Annotated in this window: 18 protein-coding genes; 8 read left to right on the forward strand and 10 right to left on the reverse strand. The window is 72.4% G+C overall.

The window, feature by feature from the left end; all coding sequences use genetic code 11:
• Positions 1-68 precede the first annotated feature (68 nt).
• Entirely contained in the window at positions 69-1,010 is a 942-nt protein-coding gene (locus ACH47X_RS06365) for a LacI family DNA-binding transcriptional regulator (protein ID WP_397402486.1), read from the forward strand.
• Positions 1,011-1,073: 63 nt separating this feature from the next.
• Here ACH47X_RS06365 and ACH47X_RS06370 read toward each other — a convergent pair whose 3' ends face one another.
• Entirely contained in the window at positions 1,074-1,853 is a 780-nt protein-coding gene (locus ACH47X_RS06370) for an SDR family NAD(P)-dependent oxidoreductase (protein ID WP_142036836.1), read from the reverse strand.
• 140 nt (positions 1,854-1,993) lie between these two features.
• Between ACH47X_RS06370 and metH the strand changes: the two genes are divergently transcribed.
• Complete coding sequence (gene metH / locus ACH47X_RS06375; RefSeq protein WP_397402885.1) at positions 1,994-5,548, forward strand: methionine synthase; 3,555 nt, start codon at positions 1,994-1,996, stop codon at positions 5,546-5,548.
• Positions 5,549-5,674: 126 nt separating this feature from the next.
• On the opposite strand, the gene ACH47X_RS06380 is transcribed toward metH, so the two are convergent.
• Positions 5,675-6,112: a hypothetical protein gene (locus tag ACH47X_RS06380; protein WP_397402489.1), complete on the reverse strand. Its 438-nt coding sequence runs from the start codon at positions 6,110-6,112 to the stop codon at positions 5,675-5,677.
• Between the two features lie 291 nt (positions 6,113-6,403).
• Between ACH47X_RS06380 and ACH47X_RS06385 the strand changes: the two genes are divergently transcribed.
• Positions 6,404-6,766, forward strand: coding sequence for a VOC family protein (locus ACH47X_RS06385; RefSeq protein WP_397402491.1), 363 nt, complete (start codon positions 6,404-6,406; stop codon positions 6,764-6,766).
• A 163-nt stretch (positions 6,767-6,929) separates the two neighbouring features.
• Here the strand turns inward: ACH47X_RS06385 and ACH47X_RS06390 are convergent, their stop codons facing one another.
• Both ACH47X_RS06390 and ACH47X_RS06395 read right to left on the reverse strand, forming a co-directional pair.
• Positions 6,930-7,163 (reverse strand): hypothetical protein, encoded by a 234-nt coding sequence (locus ACH47X_RS06390; RefSeq protein WP_397402493.1) that lies wholly within the window; start codon positions 7,161-7,163, stop codon positions 6,930-6,932.
• Between the two features lie 79 nt (positions 7,164-7,242).
• Positions 7,243-8,109: a phosphotransferase gene (locus tag ACH47X_RS06395; protein WP_397402495.1), complete on the reverse strand. Its 867-nt coding sequence runs from the start codon at positions 8,107-8,109 to the stop codon at positions 7,243-7,245.
• Between the two features lie 237 nt (positions 8,110-8,346).
• On the opposite strand from ACH47X_RS06395, the gene ACH47X_RS06400 reads away from it, so the two are divergent.
• Positions 8,347-9,216, forward strand: coding sequence for a C40 family peptidase (locus tag ACH47X_RS06400; protein WP_397402497.1), 870 nt, complete (start codon positions 8,347-8,349; stop codon positions 9,214-9,216).
• Between the two features lie 101 nt (positions 9,217-9,317).
• Positions 9,318-12,554, forward strand: coding sequence for a BTAD domain-containing putative transcriptional regulator (locus tag ACH47X_RS06405; protein WP_397402499.1), 3,237 nt, complete (start codon positions 9,318-9,320; stop codon positions 12,552-12,554).
• 5 nt (positions 12,555-12,559) lie between these two features.
• Here ACH47X_RS06405 and ACH47X_RS06410 read toward each other — a convergent pair whose 3' ends face one another.
• Positions 12,560-13,138 (reverse strand): CGNR zinc finger domain-containing protein, encoded by a 579-nt coding sequence (locus tag ACH47X_RS06410; RefSeq protein ID WP_397402501.1) that lies wholly within the window; start codon positions 13,136-13,138, stop codon positions 12,560-12,562.
• Positions 13,139-13,234: 96 nt separating this feature from the next.
• Between ACH47X_RS06410 and ACH47X_RS06415 the strand changes: the two genes are divergently transcribed.
• On the forward strand, positions 13,235-14,398 hold the full coding sequence (locus tag ACH47X_RS06415; RefSeq protein WP_397402503.1) for an epoxide hydrolase family protein: 1,164 nt from the start codon (positions 13,235-13,237) through the stop codon (positions 14,396-14,398).
• 55 nt (positions 14,399-14,453) lie between these two features.
• Here ACH47X_RS06415 and ACH47X_RS06420 read toward each other — a convergent pair whose 3' ends face one another.
• Entirely contained in the window at positions 14,454-16,748 is a 2,295-nt protein-coding gene (locus ACH47X_RS06420; protein ID WP_397402505.1) for an exo-beta-d-1,3/1,6-glucosidase, read from the reverse strand.
• A 95-nt stretch (positions 16,749-16,843) separates the two neighbouring features.
• On the opposite strand from ACH47X_RS06420, the gene ACH47X_RS06425 reads away from it, so the two are divergent.
• On the forward strand, positions 16,844-17,089 hold the full coding sequence (locus ACH47X_RS06425) for a hypothetical protein (RefSeq protein WP_377247871.1): 246 nt from the start codon (positions 16,844-16,846) through the stop codon (positions 17,087-17,089).
• A gap of 145 nt (positions 17,090-17,234) precedes the next feature.
• The gene (locus tag ACH47X_RS06430) at positions 17,235-17,774 is read left to right on the forward strand and encodes a flavodoxin domain-containing protein (protein WP_397402507.1); all 540 of its coding nucleotides are present in this window, start codon (positions 17,235-17,237) and stop codon (positions 17,772-17,774) included.
• Positions 17,775-17,816: 42 nt separating this feature from the next.
• Here ACH47X_RS06430 and ACH47X_RS06435 read toward each other — a convergent pair whose 3' ends face one another.
• The 4 genes from ACH47X_RS06435 to ACH47X_RS06450 form a co-directional block, all read right to left on the reverse strand.
• Positions 17,817-18,677: a hypothetical protein gene (locus ACH47X_RS06435; RefSeq protein WP_397402509.1), complete on the reverse strand. Its 861-nt coding sequence runs from the start codon at positions 18,675-18,677 to the stop codon at positions 17,817-17,819.
• An 81-nt stretch (positions 18,678-18,758) separates the two neighbouring features.
• Positions 18,759-19,799, reverse strand: coding sequence for a Gfo/Idh/MocA family protein (locus ACH47X_RS06440; RefSeq protein ID WP_397402511.1), 1,041 nt, complete (start codon positions 19,797-19,799; stop codon positions 18,759-18,761).
• A complete protein-coding gene (locus ACH47X_RS06445; protein ID WP_397402513.1) occupies positions 19,786-20,628 on the reverse strand; it encodes an ABC transporter ATP-binding protein in 843 nt (280 codons plus the stop codon). Before ACH47X_RS06445 ends, ACH47X_RS06440 begins: the two co-directional genes overlap by 14 nt.
• Positions 20,625-21,668 (reverse strand): ABC transporter substrate-binding protein, encoded by a 1,044-nt coding sequence (locus ACH47X_RS06450; protein WP_397402515.1) that lies wholly within the window; start codon positions 21,666-21,668, stop codon positions 20,625-20,627. Before ACH47X_RS06450 ends, ACH47X_RS06445 begins: the two co-directional genes overlap by 4 nt.
• Positions 21,669-21,703 lie beyond the last annotated feature (35 nt).

The raw sequence follows: 21,703 nt of genomic DNA on the forward strand, positions 1-21,703 counted from the left end.
ACCGGACAGCGTGGGCGGAATCGGTTGCATCGTCCGTCTAGAGTGTCCCCACCGACATAGGAGGTACGGTGCCTGATCTGTCCGACGTCGCCGCGGTGGCCGGCGTCTCCAAGGCGACCGCGTCGCGGGCGCTGAACGGGAGCGGCCTGGTGGCCCCCGAGACCGCCGTGCGCGTCACGGCGGCGGCCGCGCGGCTCGGCTACGTGCCCAACCGGGCGGCGCGCGAGCTCGCCCGCGGGCGTACCGGCATCATCGCCATCGTGGTCCCCACCCTGGACAACACGTTCTTCACGCCGATCATCGCCGGGGCACAGGCCCGTGCCGAGGAGGCGGGTCTCCAGCTCACCGTGGCCGTGCACGCCCTGGACTCCGCGAGCGCCGTGGAGCGGCTCGCCCGTCAGGTGGACGGCTTCCTCGTCGTCGCGCCGCGCGGCAGCGACACGCTGGTGGCGAGCGCGGGCGCGGCCAAGCCCGCCGTGCTGGTCGACCGCGAGATCGACGGCATGACGTCGGTCGTCGCCGACACCGCCTCCGCCTTCGGCACCCTGACCTCACGGCTCGCCGCCGAGGGCCACCAGCGCATCGTCTACGTGGGCGGGCCGGAGGGGTCGTGGCAGGACCGGCAGCGCACCGCCGCCGTGCGGGACGCCGCCCGCACGGCCGGGGCGGAGCTGACCGTGCTCGGCCCGCGGCCCGCGACGTTCGTCGCGGGGGTCGAGGTGACGCCCGCCGTCGTCGAGACGGGCGCGACCGCCGTCGTCCCCTACGCGACGTCGATCGGGCTGGGCCTGCTGCTGGCGCTGGGCACGCGGGGCGTGGAGGTGCCGCGTGACCTGGTGGTGAGCACGGAGCCCACGGTCATCGAGGCGCTCGGCCTGGAGCACACCCCCGCGATCGACGTGGACGGCGAGGAGCTGGGCCGCACCGCCATGGACCTGCTGGCGCGGCAGCTCGACGGGCAGGACGAGCCCGGCCGCCAGGTGCGGCTGCCGGTACCGGTGCGGGGCTGAGCCTGGGCGTCGCCGGCGCCCGGCGGCGTCGCGAGACGAGCAGCGCCGGCAGCGGCAGCGGCGTCAGTGGACCGAGAAGCCGCCGTCGACGAACAGCGAGTGGCCGGTGACGTAGCCGGAGGCGGCGCTCGCGAGGAAGACGGCGGCGCCCGCGAAGTCCTCGGGCACGCCGTTGCGCCCGACGGTGGTGCGGGCGGCGAGCGCCGTGACCTTCTCGGCGTCGTCCTGCAGGTGCTGGTTCAGGGGCGTGAGGACGAAGCCGGGTACGAGGGTGTTGGCGGTGACGCCACGCGCGGACCAGGCCTCGGACTGGGAGCGGGCGAGCGACTCGAGCGCGCCCTTGGAGACGCCGTAGACGCCGCTGTCGACGAAGGAGCGGTGGGCCTGCTGCGAGCTGATGTGGATGAGCCGGCCGAAGCCGCGAGCCGCCATGCCGGGCGCGAACCGCTGCCCGAGCATGAACGGTGCCTCCAGGTTGACCGTCATGGTGACCTCCCAGGTCTCCTGGTCGACCTGACCGAGGTGGGGGCGCAGGTTGATGCCCGCGCTGTTCACGAGGACGTCGGGCTCGCCGGCGGCCGCGACGATCCCGTCGGCGGCGGCGCGGATCCCGTCGCGGCTGGAGAGGTCGGCGACCACGGTCTCCACGGCGCAGCCGCGCTCGCGCAGGCCGGTGGCGACCTCGTCGAGGCGGTCGGCGCCGCGGGCCAGGAGCACGGTGTGCGCACCCGCCAGGGCGAGCGCCTCGGCGATGGCGCGTCCGATGCCGGAGCTGCCGCCGGTCACCACGGCGGTGCGGCCCTCCAGGGAGAACAGGGAGGCCAGGTAGTCGTGCGTCGTCATGCGGGGACGATACCCCCGCGGTATCGACGGCCGGGCACTCGCGGCGCCGTCGTCGGGTGGGGGCTTACGCTGCCCGGGTGACCGCACTCCCCGCCGCCCTGCCCGCGCTCGCCGAGCGCTCCGCCGCCCTGCTGGAGGCCATGCGCACGCGCGTGGTCGTGGCGGACGGCGCCATGGGCACGATGATCCAGGAGTCGAACCCGACCCTGGACGACTACCAGGGGCTGGAGGGCTGCAACGAGATCCTGACGGTCTCGCGGCCCGACCTGATCGCGGGGGTGCACGACGCGTTCCTCGCGGTGGGCGTGGACGCGATCGAGTCGAACACGTTCGGCGCCAACTGGTCGAACCTGTCGGACTACGGCATCGACGACCGGATCCGCGAGCTGGCCCGGGAGGGCGCCCGGATCGCGCGCGAGCGCGCCGACGCGTTCTCGACGCCGGACAAGCCGCGCTGGGTGCTGGGTTCCATGGGTCCGGGCACCAAGCTGCCGTCGCTCGGCCACACCACGTACGCGCACCTGCGCGACACGTTCGCGGAGCAGGCGGCGGGCCTGATCGAGGGCGGTGCGGACGCGCTGCTGATCGAGACCAGCCAGGACCTGCTGCAGGCCAAGGCCGCGGTGACGGGCTGCCGGCAGGCGATGGCCGCGGCGTCGGACGGTGGCGTCGGGCAGCGGGTGGCGATCATCGTGTCGGTGACGGTGGAGACCACCGGGACCATGCTGATGGGCTCGGAGATCGGCGCGGCGCTGGTGGCGCTCCAGGCGCTGGACATCGACGCGATCGGCATGAACTGCGCGACGGGCCCGGAGCAGATGAGCGAGCACCTGCGGCACCTGTCGCAGCATGCCCAGATGCCGGTGGCGTGCATGCCGAACGCGGGCTTGCCCGTGCTGGGGCCGCACGGCGCGTCCTACCCGCTGACCCCGCAGGAGCTCGCGGCGGCGCACACGCAGTTCGCGCGCGAGTTCGGGCTGGGACTGGTCGGCGGCTGCTGCGGCACGACGCCGGAGCACATGCGGCTCGTGGTCGAGGCCGTGGGCGGGCAGCCGGTGGCGGCGCGCGAGCCGGCGCGGGAGAACGCCGTCGCCTCGCTGTACTCCGCGACGGACCTGCGCCAGGAGACGAGCTTCCTCGCGATCGGCGAGCGCACCAACGCGAACGGCTCGAAGGCGTTCCGCGAGGCGATGCTGGAGGCCCGCTGGGACGACGTCGTCGACATCGCCCGGGCCCAGACGCGCGACGGCGCGCACCTGCTGGACGTGTGCGTGGACTACGTGGGGCGCGACGGCGTCGCGGACGTGCGGGACGTCGTCTCCCGGCTCGCGTCGGCGAGCACCCTGCCGCTGGTGATCGACTCCACGGAGCCCGCCGTGATCCGCGCGGGCCTGGAGCTGCTGGGCGGCCGCGGCGTGGTCAACTCGGTCAACTTCGAGGACGGTGACGGGCCGACGTCGCGGTTCGGGCGGATCATGCCGGCGGTCGTGGAGCACGGCGCCGCCGTCGTCGCGCTGACGATCGACGAGGAGGGGCAGGCGCGCACCGCCGACGGCAAGGTCGCGATCGCGTCCCGGCTGATCGACACGCTGGTGCGGGACTGGGGCATGCGGGTGGACGACATCATCGTCGACGCCCTGACGTTCCCCATCGCGACGGGCCAGGAGGAGACGCGGCGCGACGCCATCGAGACGATCGAGGCGATCCGGCGCATCAACCAGAAGTATCCGGGCGTGCACACCACGCTCGGCGTCTCGAACGTGTCGTTCGGCCTCAACCCGGCGGCGCGCGCGGTGCTGAACTCGGTGTTCCTGCACGAGGCGGTCGAGGCCGGGCTGGACTCGGCGATCGTGCACGCGGCGAAGATCCTGCCGCTGTCCTCGATCCCGGACGAGCAGCGGCAGACGGCGCTGGACCTGGTGTGGGACAAGCGTGAGTGGGACGCCGACGGCAACCTGACCTACGACCCGCTGTCGAAGCTGCTGGACCTGTTCGAGGGCGTGGACGCCGGGGCGATCCGCGACGCGCGCGCCGCGGAGCTCCTGGCCCTGCCCGTGGGGGAACGGCTCGCGCGGCGCATCATCGACGGTGCCCGCAAGGGCCTGGAGCCCGACATCGAGGAGGCGCTCGGCGCCGGGATGAGGGCGCTGGACATCGTCAACGACCACCTGCTGGAGGGCATGAAGGTGGTGGGCGACCTGTTCGGCAAGGGCGAGATGCAGCTGCCGTTCGTGCTCCAGTCGGCGGAGGTGATGAAGGCCGCCGTCGCGCTCCTGGAGCCCCACATGGAGAAGGTCGAGGGCTCCGGCTCGAAGGGCACGATCGTGCTGGCCACGGTACGCGGCGACGTGCACGACATCGGCAAGAACCTCGTGGACATCATCCTGACGAACAACGGCTACACGGTGGTGAACATCGGCATCAAGCAGCCGGTGAGCGCCATGATCGACGCCGCGATCGAGCACGACGCCGACGTCATCGGCATGTCGGGGCTGCTCGTGAAGTCGACCGTGGTGATGAAGGAGAACCTGGAGGAGCTGGCCTCGCGCGGGTACGAGAAGCGCTGGCCGGTGCTGCTGGGCGGGGCCGCGCTGACCCGCACGTACGTCGAGGACGATCTGGCCGGCGCCTTCCCCGGCACGGTGCGCTACGCGAAGGACGCGTTCGAGGGGCTGCGGCTCATGGAGCCGCTGGTGCGGGTCGCGCGCGGCGCCTCACCCGACGACGTCGGCCTGCCCGCCCTGCGCAAGCGGCGGCACAACGTGGTCACGGTGACGCAGACCGCCCAGGAGGGCCTGCCCGCCCGGTCCGACGTCGCGACCGACAACCCCGTGCCGGCCCCGCCCTTCTGGGGCACGCGCATCGTCAAGGGCGTGCAGCTTTCCGAGTACGCGGCGTTCCTGGACGAGCGGGCGACGTTCATGGGCCAGTGGGGCCTCAAGCCGGGCCGCGCCTCCGCTTCTGGTCCGGCCGGTGCTTCTTACGAGGAGCTGGTCGAGACCGAGGGCCGGCCGCGCCTGGCCGAGTGGCTGGACCGCATCCGCACCGACCAGATCATGGACCCCACGGTGGTCTACGGGTACTTCCCGGTGTGGTCGGAGGGCGACGACGTCGTGGTCGCGCACCACGGTGACCTCGCCGGGATCGGGGCGCCCGACGGCGGGTCCGGCGGCGAGCCCGGCACCGAGCGGCTGCGGTTCCACTTCCCACGGCAGCGCCGCGACCGGCACCTGTGCCTGGCCGACTTCGTGCGGCCGCGCTCGTGGGTCGAGGAGACCGGGCGGTTCGACGTGCTGCCGGTGCAGCTCGTGACGGTCGGTGACATGGTCTCGGCGCACACCGCTCGCCTCTTTGAAGCCAACAAGTACCGCGAGTACATGGAGCTGCACGGACTGTCGGTGCAGCTCACGGAGGCGCTGGCGGAGTTCTGGCACGCGCGGGTGCGCTCCGAACTCGGGTTCGCGTCCGAGGAGCCCAGCACCGTGGAGGGCATGTTCAAGCTGGAGTACCGCGGGGCGCGCATGTCGCTCGGGTACCCCGCGTGCCCCGACATGGAGGACCGGCACAAGGTCGTGGAGCTGCTGCGTCCGGAGCGGGTCGGGGTGACGCTGTCGGACGAGCTGCAGCTGCACCCGGAGCAGTCCACGGACGCGTTCGTGTTCCACCACCCGGAGGCGAAGTACTTCTCCGTGTGAGCCCCGTAGGAGATACGGTGCAACGGGCGGCCTCGGGATACGGCGACCTCGCCGCGAGACACGGGTGGACTCTTGCTCGCGCCTCAGCACCCAATGGGAGGCAACCGTGGAACGCTTCCGTGTCGCCTAGATGACGGCGAAGAGGCGGTCGGACGGGTCGATCACGACGTCGACCTGCGCGCCGACGCGGACGCGTCCCCAAGAGAAGACGGCATCCGCCTCGAACGTCTCCAGACCGTCGGCCTGGATCAGGAGCACGGCCGCGATGCTGTCCTCGCGGGATTCGACGGACAGGATCTTCGCAGTCCCGGGAATGCCGGAGGCACGTAGTCGACGGTTGTCACGCGACGAGTTGATCAACCCGCTAGTGAGCATGAATGCGATGAAGAGGCACGTCAGGGAGCCAAGTCCCCAGGCCCCAGCCTCCTGCGGGTCTCCGGTTACGAGGTGGTAGACGAGGATGCCCGGCACGACCAGCACGCCGATAGTGCAGCTCAGCAAGAAGACAAAGGCAACTCGGCCGAGATCGTCCGAAGCCTGCCTTCCTGATCGTGCCTTCGCCATGGCCGGATGCTACCCAGTCGGCCGGCCGACCAATAGACATTTCACGCACCTGCCAGCCTCGCGACGATGGGTCGCGCCATCCTGTGTCAGACCGGCGGCAGCGCACTGCCCGGAAAGCGCTCAGGCTTGGAGATCCGTAGATCTCCGGGCCTGGCATTTGTAGCGGGAGCGGGACATGCGACTGCAGCGCGGAGTGACCGTGGCAGGGCCCGAGCCCGGCGTGGCACGCGCTCTCGCCGACCGGCCCGCTGCTTTCGCGGTAGGCCTGTCGCAAGCTGCAATACTGAGCGCATGGACGATGCGGTCCTCCGCGCTGTCGACGCCGTCACGGTCCCCGTACCGGATCTCGACTCGGGTCTGGCGTTCTACCGCGACCGGCTGGGACACCGGCTGCTGTGGCGGAACGACGCCGTCGGGCAGGCCGGGCTCGTGCTGCCCGACGGTGAGAGTGAGCTCGTGATCACGACACGTCAGGCGTACGAGCCGGACTGGCTGGTGAGCTCTGTGCCCAACGCCGTGGCAGCGGTCGTGGCCGCAGGCGGCACTGTCGTCACGGAGCCGGAGGAAATTCCCGTCGGCCGCGTCGCGGTGGTCGCCGATCCGTTCGGGAACCAGCTGGTGCTGGTCGATCTCTCCAAGGGCCGGTACGAGTAGACCGTGAGAAGCAGGCCGTGGCGTTGGTCGGCTGTTGCACTCGTCCGGACTGAACTCGGGACCTACGACCCGCGTGGGCTCCCGGTAGCCGAGTGGTCCGTCGAGCCGGAGAAACGGTCTGGCGAGCCGGAGAGCAACCCGAGCCATGCGCGACGTCAGGCCTCTACGGCTTCTCGTTGTCGCCGAGAGTCTCGTCCTCGGCAGCGGAGGTGCCCCGCACCATCGCGAACACCGGGAAGAACGCCACACCGAGCGCGATACCGATGGCGAGGTTGTCGAGCGTGATGCCGAGTGCCACCCCGATGCACAGGCCGACGGCGACACCGGCGCCCCAGCTCCAGCCGGTGGTCGTTCCGGCGTCGTCCCCGCCCTGGTCGTCCGGTCCGGTGGGTGCCATGTGCCCAACGTAGGCAGGTAAACGCGTCTGAGGCCTCCCCCTGAGGTCTGATCTTGTGCCGGTCCGTCCCCCTGGAGGCCTACGAACCGTCCAGGCGCCCGACCACCGTGTCGAGCGTCGGCCACGGGGCGCCCGCCCGCAGCACGCGCAGGAGCTCCTCACCGAAGGCCCTCCCCCGTGGGAACTGGTCGTCGACGTCCCACCGCCAGGCGGCGACCATCGCGAGGACGAGCTGCCGGCAGTCGTCGAGCAGCTCCAGGTCGGCGCCCGGGTAGTGCACGCAGACCGCCTCCGGAACGTGAGCGAGGTCGAACTCGACCGGCCCGCGGCAGCAGGTCTCGAGGTCGATGAACAGCGGGCCGTGCTCCGTGCCGAGCACGTTGCCCGGGTGCGGCTCGCCGTGCAGCAGCTGCTCGACGGCGCCGCGGTCTTCGATCGCTCGTCGCAGGCCTGCCAGCCTGCGGCCGAGAAACACCCGGTCGGTGTCCGCGAGCGCCGGCGAGCGGGCCGGGTCGGCGACGATCTCCTCCGCCTCCGTGATCCGGTCCGTGAAGCGCGGGCTGGGCAGGTCGACGGTGCGCATGCCGTCGTGCAACTGCTTCAGCGCCTTGGCGATGTCGGCAGGTGGCGGCCCGGGCGTGACGGACGGGTAGTAGGTCCACAGGGTCACGGCGAAGCCGTCGCGCACGTGCACCCGCGGGTCCACGCGAGGTTCCAGGTGGCCCACCGGCGCGACGCCCGCGGCGAGCAGCTGGGCGAGGTCGACCTCGAACTGCGCGACCTCCTGGCCCAGCGGGGCGACGCGGGCGAAGACGTCGCACGGCGTCAGCCGCAGCGCCAGCTTGTTCGAGTCGTGCAGCACGACGGCGTCGTCGGCCGGCAGGTCGAGGGATGTCGCGATCGAGGTCGCAGCGGCGATGGCGCGCGTGACGTCGGTGGTCTCCACCGTCGCATCGTGGCACGGGCGGGCAAGGGGATTTCACCCGGCAAAGAGATGGTGGGTGAATAGTCAGGAAAGTACGGGAAAGGTACGGAAAGCCGGTTGTCGGGTCAGGTTCCTACCTTCGTCGTTGTCGGAGGAACCGCACTGCGGAGCGACCGGCGGGGAGCCTTCCCCGCCGGTCCCCGCAGGGCGGCAGATGAACCCACTCGAGAACGGGACGGAAGAACGATGCGCAGAATCGTGAGCGGAATCGTGGCCTTGGCGGCCACGCTCGGGGGCCTGGTGGCCGTTGCCCCAGCAGCGGGAGCGGCCGAGCTCGCACCTCTGGCGGACCCTGGTCAGGAGATTGTGGTCGACTGCGGGAACGCCGAGGCGAGAATTCAGGTCAACTGGGGCGTGGACAGCGTGACGCTGCGGTACCGGTTGAACGACACCGCCGCGGACGGTCGAAGCCCGGTCCTGAAGATCGCAGCGGTGACCGGTAACGGCGGTACTGCCAGCTACGTCTTCGACAACGGCACCGTCACCTACGCCCGCACCGCCGGCGAGGGCCTCGGCCCCTCGTACGGCGAGAACGGCTGGAACCCGGGGACCATCGGCTCCATCAACTACCTGAACATCAAGGTCTCCAACGGCACGACGGCCGAGGGCACCCTGTGCACGAAGTACGCGAACCTGTACAACTGGGCCCGCCTTGGGCTCGAAAACGCGTACGAGAAGGAGGGTGCGCCGTACTCAGAAGATGCCGGGACCGGCCCGGCCTACGACTGCTCGGGACTCGTGTACGCGTCCTACAACGAGGTGGCCAACTTCCCCGGGTGGCCGGTGCGCTCATCGCAGGCGATGTACGACTGGGCCCGGACGCACACCAGTCAGGCCAAGATCTACGCCCAGAAGGTGCCGTACTCCGAGCTCAAGGTGGGCGACCTGATCTTCTACGACACTGATGGGGATTACACCGGCAACATCACGCACGTCGCGTTCTACGCTGGCAACGGGACCGTCTTCGACGCCCACCAGACGGGCACTCCTGTTGGCTTCCACACCGACTGGGTCAACTCTCGTGTGGGTGCGTACCGCATCCTCGGCGCCGTGGAGTTTGCCGGCTGAGTCGCCTGAGCCACCGCAGGCCCGCCGCCTCCAAGGCGGCGGGCTCTGCCCGCTCGTGGGTCGGCAGCAGACGCCGGACAGCCGTCGCCTATGATCACGGCGTGCCGTCGCCCGATGACCAGAACCTCCCGGATTCCGTGGGTGACCTGCTCCGTCGGCACCGAGAGGCCCGCGGGCTGACCCAGCGCGGGCTCGCCGAGGATTCCGGAGTGAGCCTCGCTACGGTCCGGGATATCGAGCAGGGGCGCAGCCGCCGTCCCCGGCGGGATTCCGTCGCCGCCCTGATCGCCGCCCTCGGGCTCACCGGCCCGGAGGCCGACGGGCTTCGCGGACGCTTCGACCAGGTGCCCGCACGCCCCCGCTCCGACGGCACGACGGCGAGTCCCGGAACCGTGCACATCAGCGTCCTGGGGCCGTTGCTGCTGCGTCGGGGCGAGGAGAGGATCCCTCTGCGCTCCCGGATGCAGCAGGTCCTGCTCGCCGAGCTCGCAGCAGCCGCCGGGACGCCCGTGCCGCGCGAAGCGCTCATGGCAGCGCTCTGGCCGGACGAGACCCCGGCCACGACGGCGGCCCTGAACATCCACCTCACGCGCCTGCGCCGCCTGCTGGAGGACCCTGAGGACCCGCAGCCCGTGGTGGAGCTGGAGCGGGCAGGCATCCGGCTCCTCGTCCCGGCCGACCAGCTCGACCTGCTCCGGTTCCGCGAGCTCGCGGGGCACGCTCAACGGTCCGGGGCGACGAGCGGCGCGAAAGAAGCCCTCGCTGCTGCCGTCTCGCTGTGGCGCGGTGGTCCGGACCCGGACCTCGTGACGTCACCCGAGCGGATCGCGGCGGTCGAGGAGGAGTACGTGGCGGCGCTGCTGTCGTACGCGAGGATCACCCGTGAGCTCGGCGTCCCGGAGGACGCCGTCGTCCCGCTCACGGCCATGGCGGACCGCCGCCCGCTCGACGAGGTCGTCCAGGCGTCGCTGGTCCAGACGCTCGCAGCCGCGGGGCGCCAGGCGGAAGCGTTCAGCCGGTACGAGTCCACCCGGCAGGCCCTCGCCGCCGAGCTCGGCGTGGACCCCGGCGAACGGCTGCGCACCGCGCACCTGGACGCGCTGCGGCAGAGCTGGACGGACGAGTCCGCCGCCACGGCACCGGTCCCCTGGCAGGTTCCCGCGGACCCGCCGCACCTGGTGGGACGCGCGGAGGAGCGGTCCGACATCACGGCGGCGCTCGACCGCGGCCCCGAAGGTGCAAACGTGCCGGTCGTGGTCAGCGGCGCCGCAGGCATCGGGAAGACCGCGCTCTGCCTGTCCGTGGCACATGAGCTGCACGACCGGTATCCCGACGGTCAGCTGTTCGCCGACCTGCAGGACGCCTCAGGTGCTCCCGTCCCGCCCCTGGAGATCCTGCAGCGCTTCCTGCGCGCGACGGGACCCGGGACGCCGCCCGCCGACCTGCCGGAGGCGGCGTCGCTGTTCCGCAGCCGTCTCGCGGACCGGAAGCTGCTGATCGTGCTCGACAACGCCCGGGACGCGGCCCAGGTGCGCCCGCTCATTCCGGGGCTCGGCGACAGCGACGTGCTCGTGACCAGCAGAAGCCTCCTACCCGAGCTCGACAGCGCCGTCCTGGTCCGCCTGGACGTCCTCGACCGCACCGACTCCGTCCGGCTGCTGGGCGCCGCCGCGGCGACTCCGGACAGCGACGACACGGCGGTCCTCGACGAGCTGGCCCGCCTGTGCAGCGACCTCCCGCTCGCCCTGCAGATCACGGCCGCGCAGCTGCGGAGCCGCCGGCGGCTCCAGCCCGCGGACCTGGTCCACCGGCTCCGGGACGGGCAGAACCGGCTGGACCACCTCGCCGTCGGCACGTCGAACCTCTTCAACAGCTTCGAGCTCAGCTACACGGAGCTCTCCCCCACGGCCCAGCGCGTGTTCCGGATGTCGTCGCTCCACCCCGGCATCGACTTCGGTACGGAGGCGACGGAGGTGCTGGTGGGCGACGGAACGGCTGCCCGCGCCCTGGACGAGCTGCTCGACGCGAACATGCTGACCGAGCACGCCGCCGACCGGTTCCGCAGCCACGACCTGCTGCGGCTCTTCGCCCGGCGCAAGCTCACCCCGGGTGACCGCGTCCCCGACGCCGAGAGCCGCCTCCGGCGCTGGTACCTCGACCGGGCCACCGCGGCCGTCGGCTGGATCCACCCGCACCTGCTCCGCCTGACCGGCCACCCGGACCGTGCCGCGGTGTTCGGCGACGAGGACGCCGCCATGCGCTGGCTGGACCTGGAGTACCCGTCGATGCTGGCCCTGGTGACCTCGTCGGCCGACGATCCCGATCGCGATCCGGACGTCTGGCGGCTCGTCGACCAGCTCCGCGGATACCTGCTGGTCCGACGGTTCGACAGCTGGCAGCCACTGGCCGAAGCGGGCCTCGGTGCGGCCGACCGCAGGGGCGACGACCAGGCGCGTGCGGCGATGTACATCTCCCGCAGCTACGCGCACTGGGCGCACGGACGCATCGACGAGTCGCACGCGGACACCGTCCACGCGACCCGCCTCGCGGAGCGCTGCGGCTGGACCGACGCCGTCGCCTATCTGGGACACAACGTGGGCTGGGAGCACTACGAGGCCGGACGGCTCGTCGAGGCCGCGGCCTGTTTCGAGCAGACGCTCTCGCGGACCGAGCCCGAGGACCAGAACCGCGCCCTCGCCCTGAACGGGCTCGGTATGACCTACCTGGAACAGGACGAGCTCGTCCGCTCGGCGGACTCGTTCCGGGCCGCGCTGCGCATCAGCGAGCGCAACAAGCGCGAGGTGGCCGACCTGACGATCCGCGGAAACCTCGCCAGCGCGCTCCGGCTCCTCGGCGACACCGAGGCGGCGGAAGCCCAGCTCCACGAAGTCCTCGACGGATTCCGCGGGCGCGGCCACATCCGCGGGGAGCTATCCACGCTGGACGAGCTCGGCAGGCTCCTCGCCCAGACCGGCCGGCCCGCCGAGGCCGTCGAGACCGCCCGCGAGGCGCACGCCGCCGCGTCCCGGCTGAACGACCCCAGAGCCCAGGTCATCACCGGCGACGGCCTGGGCGTGAGCCTCCTGGCGGGTGGGCATACCGCCGAGGCGGCAGCCATCCTGACCGAGGCCGTAGCGCTCGCGACCGCGCACGGCTACCGGTCGTGGGAGGCCCGGGCGCGTGCCCGGCTGGCGAGTGCGCACCTCCGGCTGGGCAACGCCCGGGAAGCGACGGACGAAGCCGCGCGCGCCGCGGTCCTCGCGGAGGCGTGCGCTGCGACGTCCGTCGTCGTCGAAGCCCGGCGGGTGCACGGACTTGCAGGTCAGAAGCTCGCCTGACCCCGTCAGCGCGGCCGGTCGTCCGACCCGGCTCGCTGGTTCGCGAGGAACCGCGCCTTCTTCTCCCGGTTCCCGCACGTCCCCATGTCGCACCACCGGCGCGACCGACTCTGGCTGGTGTCGAAGAACGCCGCCTGGCAGGTCGGCGAGGCGCACAGCGCCAGCTTGCCGTCCCGCTCGCCCGCGAGGATCCCGATCGCGTCGGCGGCGATGACGCCGAGCGCGTCCTCCACGGCCGACGCCGCGGAGAGCCGCCACTCCCGGCCGCCCGCCGGGTCCAGCACGGCAGACGCACGGCCCCGGACACTGAAGTCGTTGATGACCTGGACCGCGGCACCAGGGAGCTCCTCCTGCCGCGCCGCCGCCGTCGCAGCCTCGTGGATCGCCTCCCGCAGCTCCCGCGCGCGCTCCAGCTGGCTCGCGGTGGCCGACTCCACGGCGAGGCCGCTCACCGCCAGCCAGTCGACGAGCCGGGCCGGCGTCGGGATGCGCTCCACGGGATCGCCGTGCCGCTCCGACAGCGTGCCCGTGAAGCTCGTCGCGAGCACCTTGCCGAGGCGGAAGTCCGGGAACCGAGCGGTCATGGAACCACCTTAGCCGGTTGCGACTTCCCCCGAGAGGCTGTTAGAACCGTCTTAGCCGGTTCTTCCGAACGCCGGCACCCCCGACGAGGAGGTCCCATGACCAGTCAGCCCAGCGACGTGCGGCGGTTCGAGGCGCACGTGACCGACGCCGACCTCGACGACCTGCGCGCCCGGCTGGCCGCGGCTCGACTGCCGGAGCCCGAGACGGTCCGCGGCTCCGCGGGCCCGGGCCGGTGGGACCAGGGTGTCCCCCTCGCCGACCTCGTGGACGTCGTGACCTACTGGCGCACCACGTACGACTGGTGGTCGTTCGAGGCGCGCCTCGACGAGATCGGCCAGTTCCGGACGACGATCGACGGCCTGGGCATCCATTTCCTGCACCGCCGGTCCCCGCGGGCCGACGCCACGCCGCTGGTCCTGACGCACGGCTGGCCGGGCAGCGTCGCGGAGTTCACGCACGTCGTCGACGAGCTGGCCGACCCGGCGAACCCGGACGCGCCGGCTTTCCACGTCGTCGCCCCGTCTCTGCCCGGGTTCGGCCACAGCGAGCGGCCGGCGACCACCGGGTGGGGCATCGAGAGGATCGCGTCCGCCTGGGTCGAGCTGATGGGCCGGCTCGGCTACGACCGGTTCCTGGCCCACGGGGGCGACTGGGGCGGCGTCGTCACCACGATCCTCGGCGGCCGGTTCCCGGACCACGTCATCGGCATCCACACGACCGTCGCGCAGCCGCCGCCCGGCCTGACGACGGAGGGGCTGACGGCGGCCGAGCGCACCTGGGTCGAGGAGTCCCGCGACTTCTGGGGGCGCCGCGCGGCGTACGCGAAGCAGCAGGCGGCCCGGCCGCAGACCATCGGCTACTCGCTCGTCGACTCACCGGTCGGGCTGCTCGCCTGGATCCTGGACAAGTTCGCCGAGTGGTCGGACACCACCGACAGCCCGTTCGAGACGATGTCCCGGGACAGCGTCCTGGACAACGTCACCCTGTACTGGCTCACGCGCACCGGCGCGTCGTCGGCCAGGATCTACGCCGAGAGCCACGCCTCGCTCGACCCCGACCTCCGGGTCGACGTCCCGGCGGCGGTCACCACCTATCCCCGCGACATCGAGCGGTGGCCCCGGCCCTGGGCCCAGGAGCGGTTCCGCCAGATCGTGCGGTGGCGGACGCCGGAGGCGGGCGGGCACTTCCCGTCCCTGAAGGTTCCGGGGTACTTCGTCCAGGACCTGCGCGAGGGCCTCGCGGCGGTGCAGCAGGGATGACGGCGGCCGTGCGGACGGGCGAGCCCCGCCCGCACGGCACCCGGTCAACGCCCGGTCAGGACCCCGTCACCGAGAACGGCGCCCGCAGCAGGTCCGCGTCCCGCGAGGACGACCCGACCAGCAGCTCGAACCCACCCGGCTCGACGACGCGGTTACCCGCCTGGTCCACGATCGTGCAGTCCGCGACCGGCAGGTCGAGGTCCACCACCACGCTCTCCCCGGGGGCGACGTCCACCTGCCGGTAGCCCTTGAGCTCCTTGTCGGTCCAGCTCACGGACGTCACCGTGTCACTGACGTAGACCTGCACCGTCTCGCGCGCCGGACGGGCACCCGTGTTGGTCAGGGTCACGCGGGCGTGGATCGTGTCGTCCTGGCCCAGCTCGGCGGACCGCAGCTCGAGGCCGCTGTACTCGACCGTGGTGTACGACAGGCCCTCGCCGAACACGAACGCCGGCTCCTGCGTCAGGTCGGCGTACCGGTCCCCGTGCTGGCCACGGAGCTGGTTGTAGTAGATGGGCTGCTGGCCCACGTGCCGGGCGAACGAGATCGGCAGGCGCCCGGACGGCTCGATCTGCCCGAGCAGCAGCTCGGCGATCGCCCGGCCGCCCTCCATGCCCGGGTTCGCCGTCCAGACCACGGCCGCGGCGTCCAGCGCGGACTGCGGCAGCACCAGCGGCTTGGAGGCCATGACGACGACGACCAGCGGCGTCCCCGTCTCGGCCAGCGCGTCCAGCAGGGCGACCTGCCCGCCCACGAGCTCCAGCGTCGCGGTGGACCGGCCCTCGCCCACCAGCTCGACCTGGTCGCCCACCACGGCCACGACGTAGTCGGCGTCCCGCGCCTGCGCGACGGCCTGTGCGATCAGGGCCTCGTCGGGGTCGCGCGGGACGACCACCTTGGGCCGGGGCTGGCCGTCGGGGAACGTCTCGCCCTCCGGCGGCGTCACGAGCGAGAGGATCTCGGCGCCGAGCGCGCTGGTCACCGTCCAGTCCTGCGGGGTCAGCTCGCGCAGCCCGTCCAGCACGGTGGTGATCATGTCGCGCGGGTGGCCGTCGGGCAGCCAGTCGGCCTGGCCCGAGCTGCCGGCCCAGTCGCCGAGCTGCGCCTGGGCGGCGTCGGCCAGCGGCCCGACGACGGCGATGCGCCGGGGCAGGTCGACGGCGCCCGCCATCGGCAGCGTGCCGTCGACGTTGCGGAGCAGCACCAGGGACCGCCGGGCGAGGTCCAGGTTCACGGCCGCGTGCGCCGCGGAGCCGATCAGGCTCGTCGCGCGCTCGGCGTCCGGCCGGCGCGGGTCCTCGAACAAGCCGAGCTCGAACTTCAGCGTCAGGATGCGGGCCACCGCACGGTCGAGGTCCGCCTCCGCGAGCAGGCCGGCCTCGATGGCCTCCTGGGCGCCCTCGAAGAACTGCGGGGTGGTCATCACCATGTCATTCCCGGCCCGTACGGCCGCGGCGGCGGCATGGGCGTGGTCGGGCTGGATCTTCTGCTCCCAGACCATCCGGCCCACGTTGTCCCAGTCGGTGATCAGCGTGCCGGTGTAGCCCCACTCGCCGCGCAGCACGTCGTTCAGGAGCCAGTCGTTGATCGTGATCGGCACGCCGTCCATGGACTGGTAGCCCAGCATGAAGGTGGCGCAGCCCTCCTTGGCGACCCGCTCGAACGGGGGCAGGAACCAGGAACGCAGCTTGCGGCGGGAGATGTCCGCCTCGGACGCGTCACGCCCGCCCTGGGTCTCGGAGTACCCGGCGAAGTGCTTGGCGGTGGCCAGGATCGCCGTCGGGTCCGCGAGCCCGGAGCCCTGGTAGCCGCGCACCATCGCCGAGGCGAGCTCGCCGATGAGGTACGGGTCCTCGCCGAACGTCTCGTCCACCCGGCCCCAGCGCAGGTCGCGGGCGATGCAGAGCACCGGGCTGAAGGTCCAGTGCACGCCGGTCGCGGCCGCCTCGACGGCGGTGACCCGGGCGGCCTGCTCGATCAGGTCCGGGTCCCAGGAGGATGCCATGCCGAGCTGGGTCGGGAAGATCGTCGCCCCCTCGAAGAACGAGTGCCCGTGGATGCAGTCCTCGCCCACCAGGAGCGGGATGCGCAGCCGGGTCTGCTCCACCAGGTCGTGGGCCAGCTTCAGCCGGCTCGGCGAGGTGTGCAGGATCGACCCCACGTGCTTGCGCAGGATGTCGCCCTCGTAGTCGCCCCGGGCGTCGAGCTGGAGCATCTGCCCGACCTTCTCGGGAACCGTCATCCGGGCCAGCAGGTCGGCGACCCGCTCCGGGACGGGGAGGCTCGGGTCGAGGTAGGCAGGGGCGGTGGCGACCGCGCCGTCGTCCGCGGGCTGGATGGTGGTGTTCACGGGGAGGAGCGTACCCACAAACTTACAGGGCGGTAAGTGTTTGTCCGGACGGCGGACACTCGTGCCGCGTGGCCCCGCCGGGGCATGCTGTACCCATGCCGAAGACCCTGCCCACTGGCCCCACCGTGATCACCGACGACAGCGAGGTGCGCTTCGTCGCCGGGGCCGACCAGTTCGCCCTCAAGCTCAAGGACGGGCACCTGCACGTGCGCGCCATCGACACCAGCGGCGACGAGGCCCAGCTCGTCGTGATCCCGACGTCGCGCAGCACCCTCAACCTGGAGATCAAGCACGCGGGCGGCCACGGGCCGGTGCCCGTGGAGGGGCCGACGCTGCGCTGAGCGGTCCGCCCCGGTAGGGCACGAAGGCCCCCGCCCTGCGGCGGGGGCCTTCGTCGTTCCCGGCGTTCCCGGAGGCCCACGGCCGGCCGAGCGTGCCTACGATGAAGACGGCTCATGTGCCGCGTCTCGAAGGAGGCTGAGTTCGATGAGGGTACTGGTGGCCTACGCAAGCAAGTACGGAGCGACGGAGGGCATCGCGCAACGCATCGGAGCGGCCCTGCGCGGACGCGAGCTGGACGTCCACGTCGCGAAGTGCGCTGATGTGGCCGAGGCGGCCGGCTACGACGCCTATGTCGTCGGGTCGGCGGCGTACGAGTTCAACTGGCGCAAGGACGCCAGGAAGTTCGTGGAGCGCAACGCCGACGAGCTCGCCTCGCACCCGGTATGGCTGTTCAGCAGCGGACCGCTCGGCACCGAGAAGGTCGACAAGGAGGGCAAGGACGTCCTGAAGGGCGCGGAACCCAAGCAGTTCACGGAGTACGCAGACCTCCTGCACCCGCGCGGGACGCAGGTGTTCCGCGGTGCGTACGACCACGACAAGATCCGCGGGGCCGACCGGATCATCGCGTGGATGCCGGCGATCCGGGACGTCATGCCCCAGGGCGACTTCCGCGAGTGGGATGCCATCGACGCGTGGGCGACATCGATCGCCGACGCGCTGGGGACATCGGCCGGCGGCCGCTGACGGCCGGTCCGCAGATCCGCTACCGGACAGGTCGGGTGCGGGTCACCGGGTGCCCCCCGACCAGAAGTCCGGGGCGACCTCCTCGGTGGCGTCGGCCGGCAGCGTCCAGCCCTTCCCGACGAGCCGGGCCCGTTCCTCGAACGTGACGGCGACGTCGTCCGGTTCGGCGGGTACCGGGACCCGGTCGTCGGAGCTCACCGTGGCCTCGACCCGCCAGTCCCTGCCGTCCCAGCGCAGGGTGCTGGTCCGCTGCGTCCACCGGATGTCGACGTCGGAGGCGTCCTGCGCCCCGCCGGCGCCGGCCAGGCACGGCGCCCAGGTGGAGACGACCACCCAGAAGGGCACCTGCGCGGCGTCGGAGCTCCCCACCGAGGCCACCTTGTAGGCGCCGAACTCGTAGGCGCACCCGGTGAGCGCGTCCGCCCCCAGCCGGTCCTGCGCCTCCGCGGCCGCCTGGTCGGTCAGGCCGCTCGCGGCGTGCCCCTCGTCGGTGAAGATCCGATCGGCGATCTGCGCCCGCTCCTGCGGCGTCCGGAACAGCGCCGCGTCGGCCGCGTTGCCGTAGGTCATCATGGCCGAGACCGCGCCGTCGACGCTCTGCGGAAAGCCGACGGGGACGCCGGCGACGTCCCCGGTCGCACCGGCGCCCTCCGCTGCCTCGCCCACGGGCAGGGCCGTCGCGACGTCCGTGGGTTCGAACATCGGGTCGAGCTCGTCCCCTCCGCGGAGGCCCAGCACGCCCACGACCGCGGCGATCAGCACGGCCCCGACCAGCCCGCCGATGATCCGGTCCCCCAGGCGCCGGTCGCGCCGCACCTGGGGATCGCCCTCGGGCAACCCGACCTCGTCCGCGACGGCGCGCTCCGGGTGCCGCGCCGTGTCTTCCTCGTGCGCGACCGGCATCGAGCTCCCCCTCGTCGAGACCTGGTGGACCGTAGGTTCGTGAGCAGGGCTCAGAAACGGCAGGGACAGCATAATCCCTGATCAGAGGGCTGCCGGCCGCACCACCGCGCCCGACGACGCCGCCTGCTGGATCGCGCACAGCAGCCGCACGGTCTCCACGGCGTCGTCGACACCGACGGGCACCGGCGTCGACGTCTCCAGCGCCTCGACGACCCCCGTCCACTGGGCCAGGTGTCCCGCGTGCCCGATCGCGAGCGGCTCGGCCGCGCCGCTCACCGGCCCGCCCGCCGTCGGCCGGGGCACCCCCGGCACGTCCCACCGCAGCACCTCGCCCTGGCCGAGCTCGACCGACCCCCGGGAACCGAACAGCGAGATCGTCGCGGGGAACCCGGGCGGCGTCGCCGTCGTCGTGGTCACGACGCCGAGGGCTCCCGAGGCGAACCGGAGCGTCGCGACCGTCGTGTCCTCGGCCGCGGTCGCGTGTGCGAGCGTGCCCGACTGCGCCGTCACCGACTCGACCGGGCCGCACAGCCAGCGCAGGAGGTCCACGTTGTGCACGCCCTGGTTCATGAGCGACCCGCCGCCCTGGTCCGCGGCGGAGCGCCAGCCCGCCGCGCGGTAGTAGTCGTCGTCCCGGTGCCAGTGCACCGTGGTCATGGCGAGCCGCAGCTCGCCCAGCGCGCCGTCGTCGAGCGCCCGCTTGAGCGCGATGTGCTCGGCCTCCAGGCGGCGCTGGGCGATCATCGAGACGGACCGCCCGCGGTCGTGCGCGGCGCGGGCGACCCGGAGCGCGTCGTCGACGTCGAGCGCGAGCGGCTTCTCGACGACGACGTGCCGGCCGGCCTCCAGCGCCGCCAGCGCGAGCGCCGCGTGGGTGCCGCTCGGGGTGCAGATCGCCACGACCTCGACGTCGGGGTGGTCGATCACCTCGCGGGGCGCGAGGCGCACCGCCGGCAGGTCACGCTCCCCCGGGCCCGCCGGCGGACGCACCCGGCCGCTGTACGCGACGAGCCGCGCCCGTCCCCCGAGCTCGCCGAGCGCCCGGGCATGCATCGCGCCGATGCCGCCCATCCCGACGATCCCCACCCCGAGCGGAGGCGCGGCGTCCTCACTCCGGCGCATGGCTCGCGCCGAGCAGGTCCCGCAGGCGCTCGGCCGCCGCCGTGAACCGGGGGTCGGTCAGCGTCGGCCCGTACTCGCGGCGCTCCGGCAGGCCGGGCTCCAGCGTCTCGACGATGCGGCCGGGCCGCGGGCTCATGACGACGATCCGGCTGCCCAGGTACACCGCCTCCGGCACGGAGTGGGTCACCAGCACCACGGTGGTGCCGGTCTCGCGCCAGATGCGGTTCATCTCGATGTTCATCTGCTCGCGGGTCAGGGCATCGAGCGCGCCGAACGGCTCGTCCATGAGCAGCACCCGGGGCTCGTGCAGCAGGGCGCGGCACAGCGCGACGCGCTGCTGCATGCCGCCGGACAGCTCGTGCGGCAGCGCCTTCTCGAACCCGGTCAGGCCGGTGAGCTCGATCAGGTGGTCGGCGCGCTCCTCCGCGCGGCGCCGGTCCATGCCGCGCATCTCGGCCTGGAGCAGGATGTTCCTGCGCACGCCGCGCCACTCGAGCAGGGCCGAGCGCTGGAAGGCGAACCCGATCTCGCGCTGCGGCCCGGTGACCGCTCGCCCGTACAGGCGCACGTCCCCCTCGGTGGCGAGGGTCAGCCCCGCGATGATCTTGAGCAGCGTCGACTTGCCGCAGCCCGACGGCCCCGCGATCGTGACGAACTCCCCCGGCAGCACGGCCAGCGAGACGTCGTCGAGCGCCACGGTCTCCGAGCGCTTGGAGGTGAAGCGCCGCGTGAGGTGCGAGACCTCGATGATCGGTTCGGCGCCGGCGGCCCGCGCGGCCGCGCCGTGCTCGGTCGTGGACTCGGTCGTCGGACCGGTCGTCGCGGTCACATGCCCTCCCCGAAGGTCCCGTCCCAGTACGCGTCCGGGGTCGGCTCGCCCTCGAACTCGGTGTTCTCCGTGAGGAACGTCAGGGTGTCGGTCCACTGCTGCTCGGTGTTCACGCCGGGCGCGGGGGCCTCCTCGAGGTTGAGCAGGCCGATCGTCGCCTCGAGCTGCGCCGCGAGCACCTCCTCATCGGGTGCCTGCTCGGCGTCGGCGGCCATCGCGGCGACGGCGGCGTCCGGGTCCTCGGACGCCGCGAGGAACGACTTCGACGTCGCCCGCACCATGGCCTGGACCAGCTCGGGGTCGCCGTCGATCGTCGCCTCGTGCGCCAGCAGGCCGGTGCCCAGCATGTTCATGCCGAAGTCCGAGAACGGCAGGGCCGAGACCTCCTTGCCGGTCTGGTTCTCGATGGTCGCCGCCTGGTCGTGGTAGAAGCCCTGGATGGCGTCGACCTTGCCCTCGATCAGCGCGGCGATCTTGCCGGCGGCGTCCACGTTGACCACGGTCACGTCGTCCGGGTTCACGCCGTTGATCTCCAGCCACGCCGGGAACGTGCCGTACATGGCGTCGCCGGGCGTGCCGCCGACGGTCTTGCCCACGAGGTCCGCGGGCTCGGTGATCCCCTGGTCGTCGAAGAACTCGACGGAGCTGGGGCCGGTCTGCAGGAAGACGCCGACGCTGCGCACGGGCATGCCGGAGCTGATGCCGTTCGCGAGCGGCGGCGTGTCCGCCCACCCGAAGTCGGTGTTGCGCTGCGCGACCTGCTGCACGGTGTTGCCGGACCCGTTGCCCGGCTGGATCGTGAGGTCGATCCCCTCGTCCTCGAAGATGCCCTCCTGAACGCCGTAGTAGAACGGCGCGTGCTCGCCGTACGGCACCCAGTTGAGGGTCACGGTGACCTCGCTCAGGCCCTCGGCGTTCTGCTCGCCGGACCCGCCACCGGCGGTCTGCCCGCAGGCCGCGACCGTCGCGAGCGCGACGCCCGCCACGCCCAGCGACATCGCGATCCTGCCGCCACGCCTCTGCTTCGTTGCACCACGCATGGGAGAGCCTTTCTGGTCGTGCCGCCACGGTGACG

The sequence above is a fragment of the Promicromonospora kroppenstedtii genome (assembly GCF_044389675.1).
In the GTDB taxonomy this organism is placed as follows: domain Bacteria; phylum Actinomycetota; class Actinomycetes; order Actinomycetales; family Cellulomonadaceae; genus Promicromonospora; species Promicromonospora kroppenstedtii.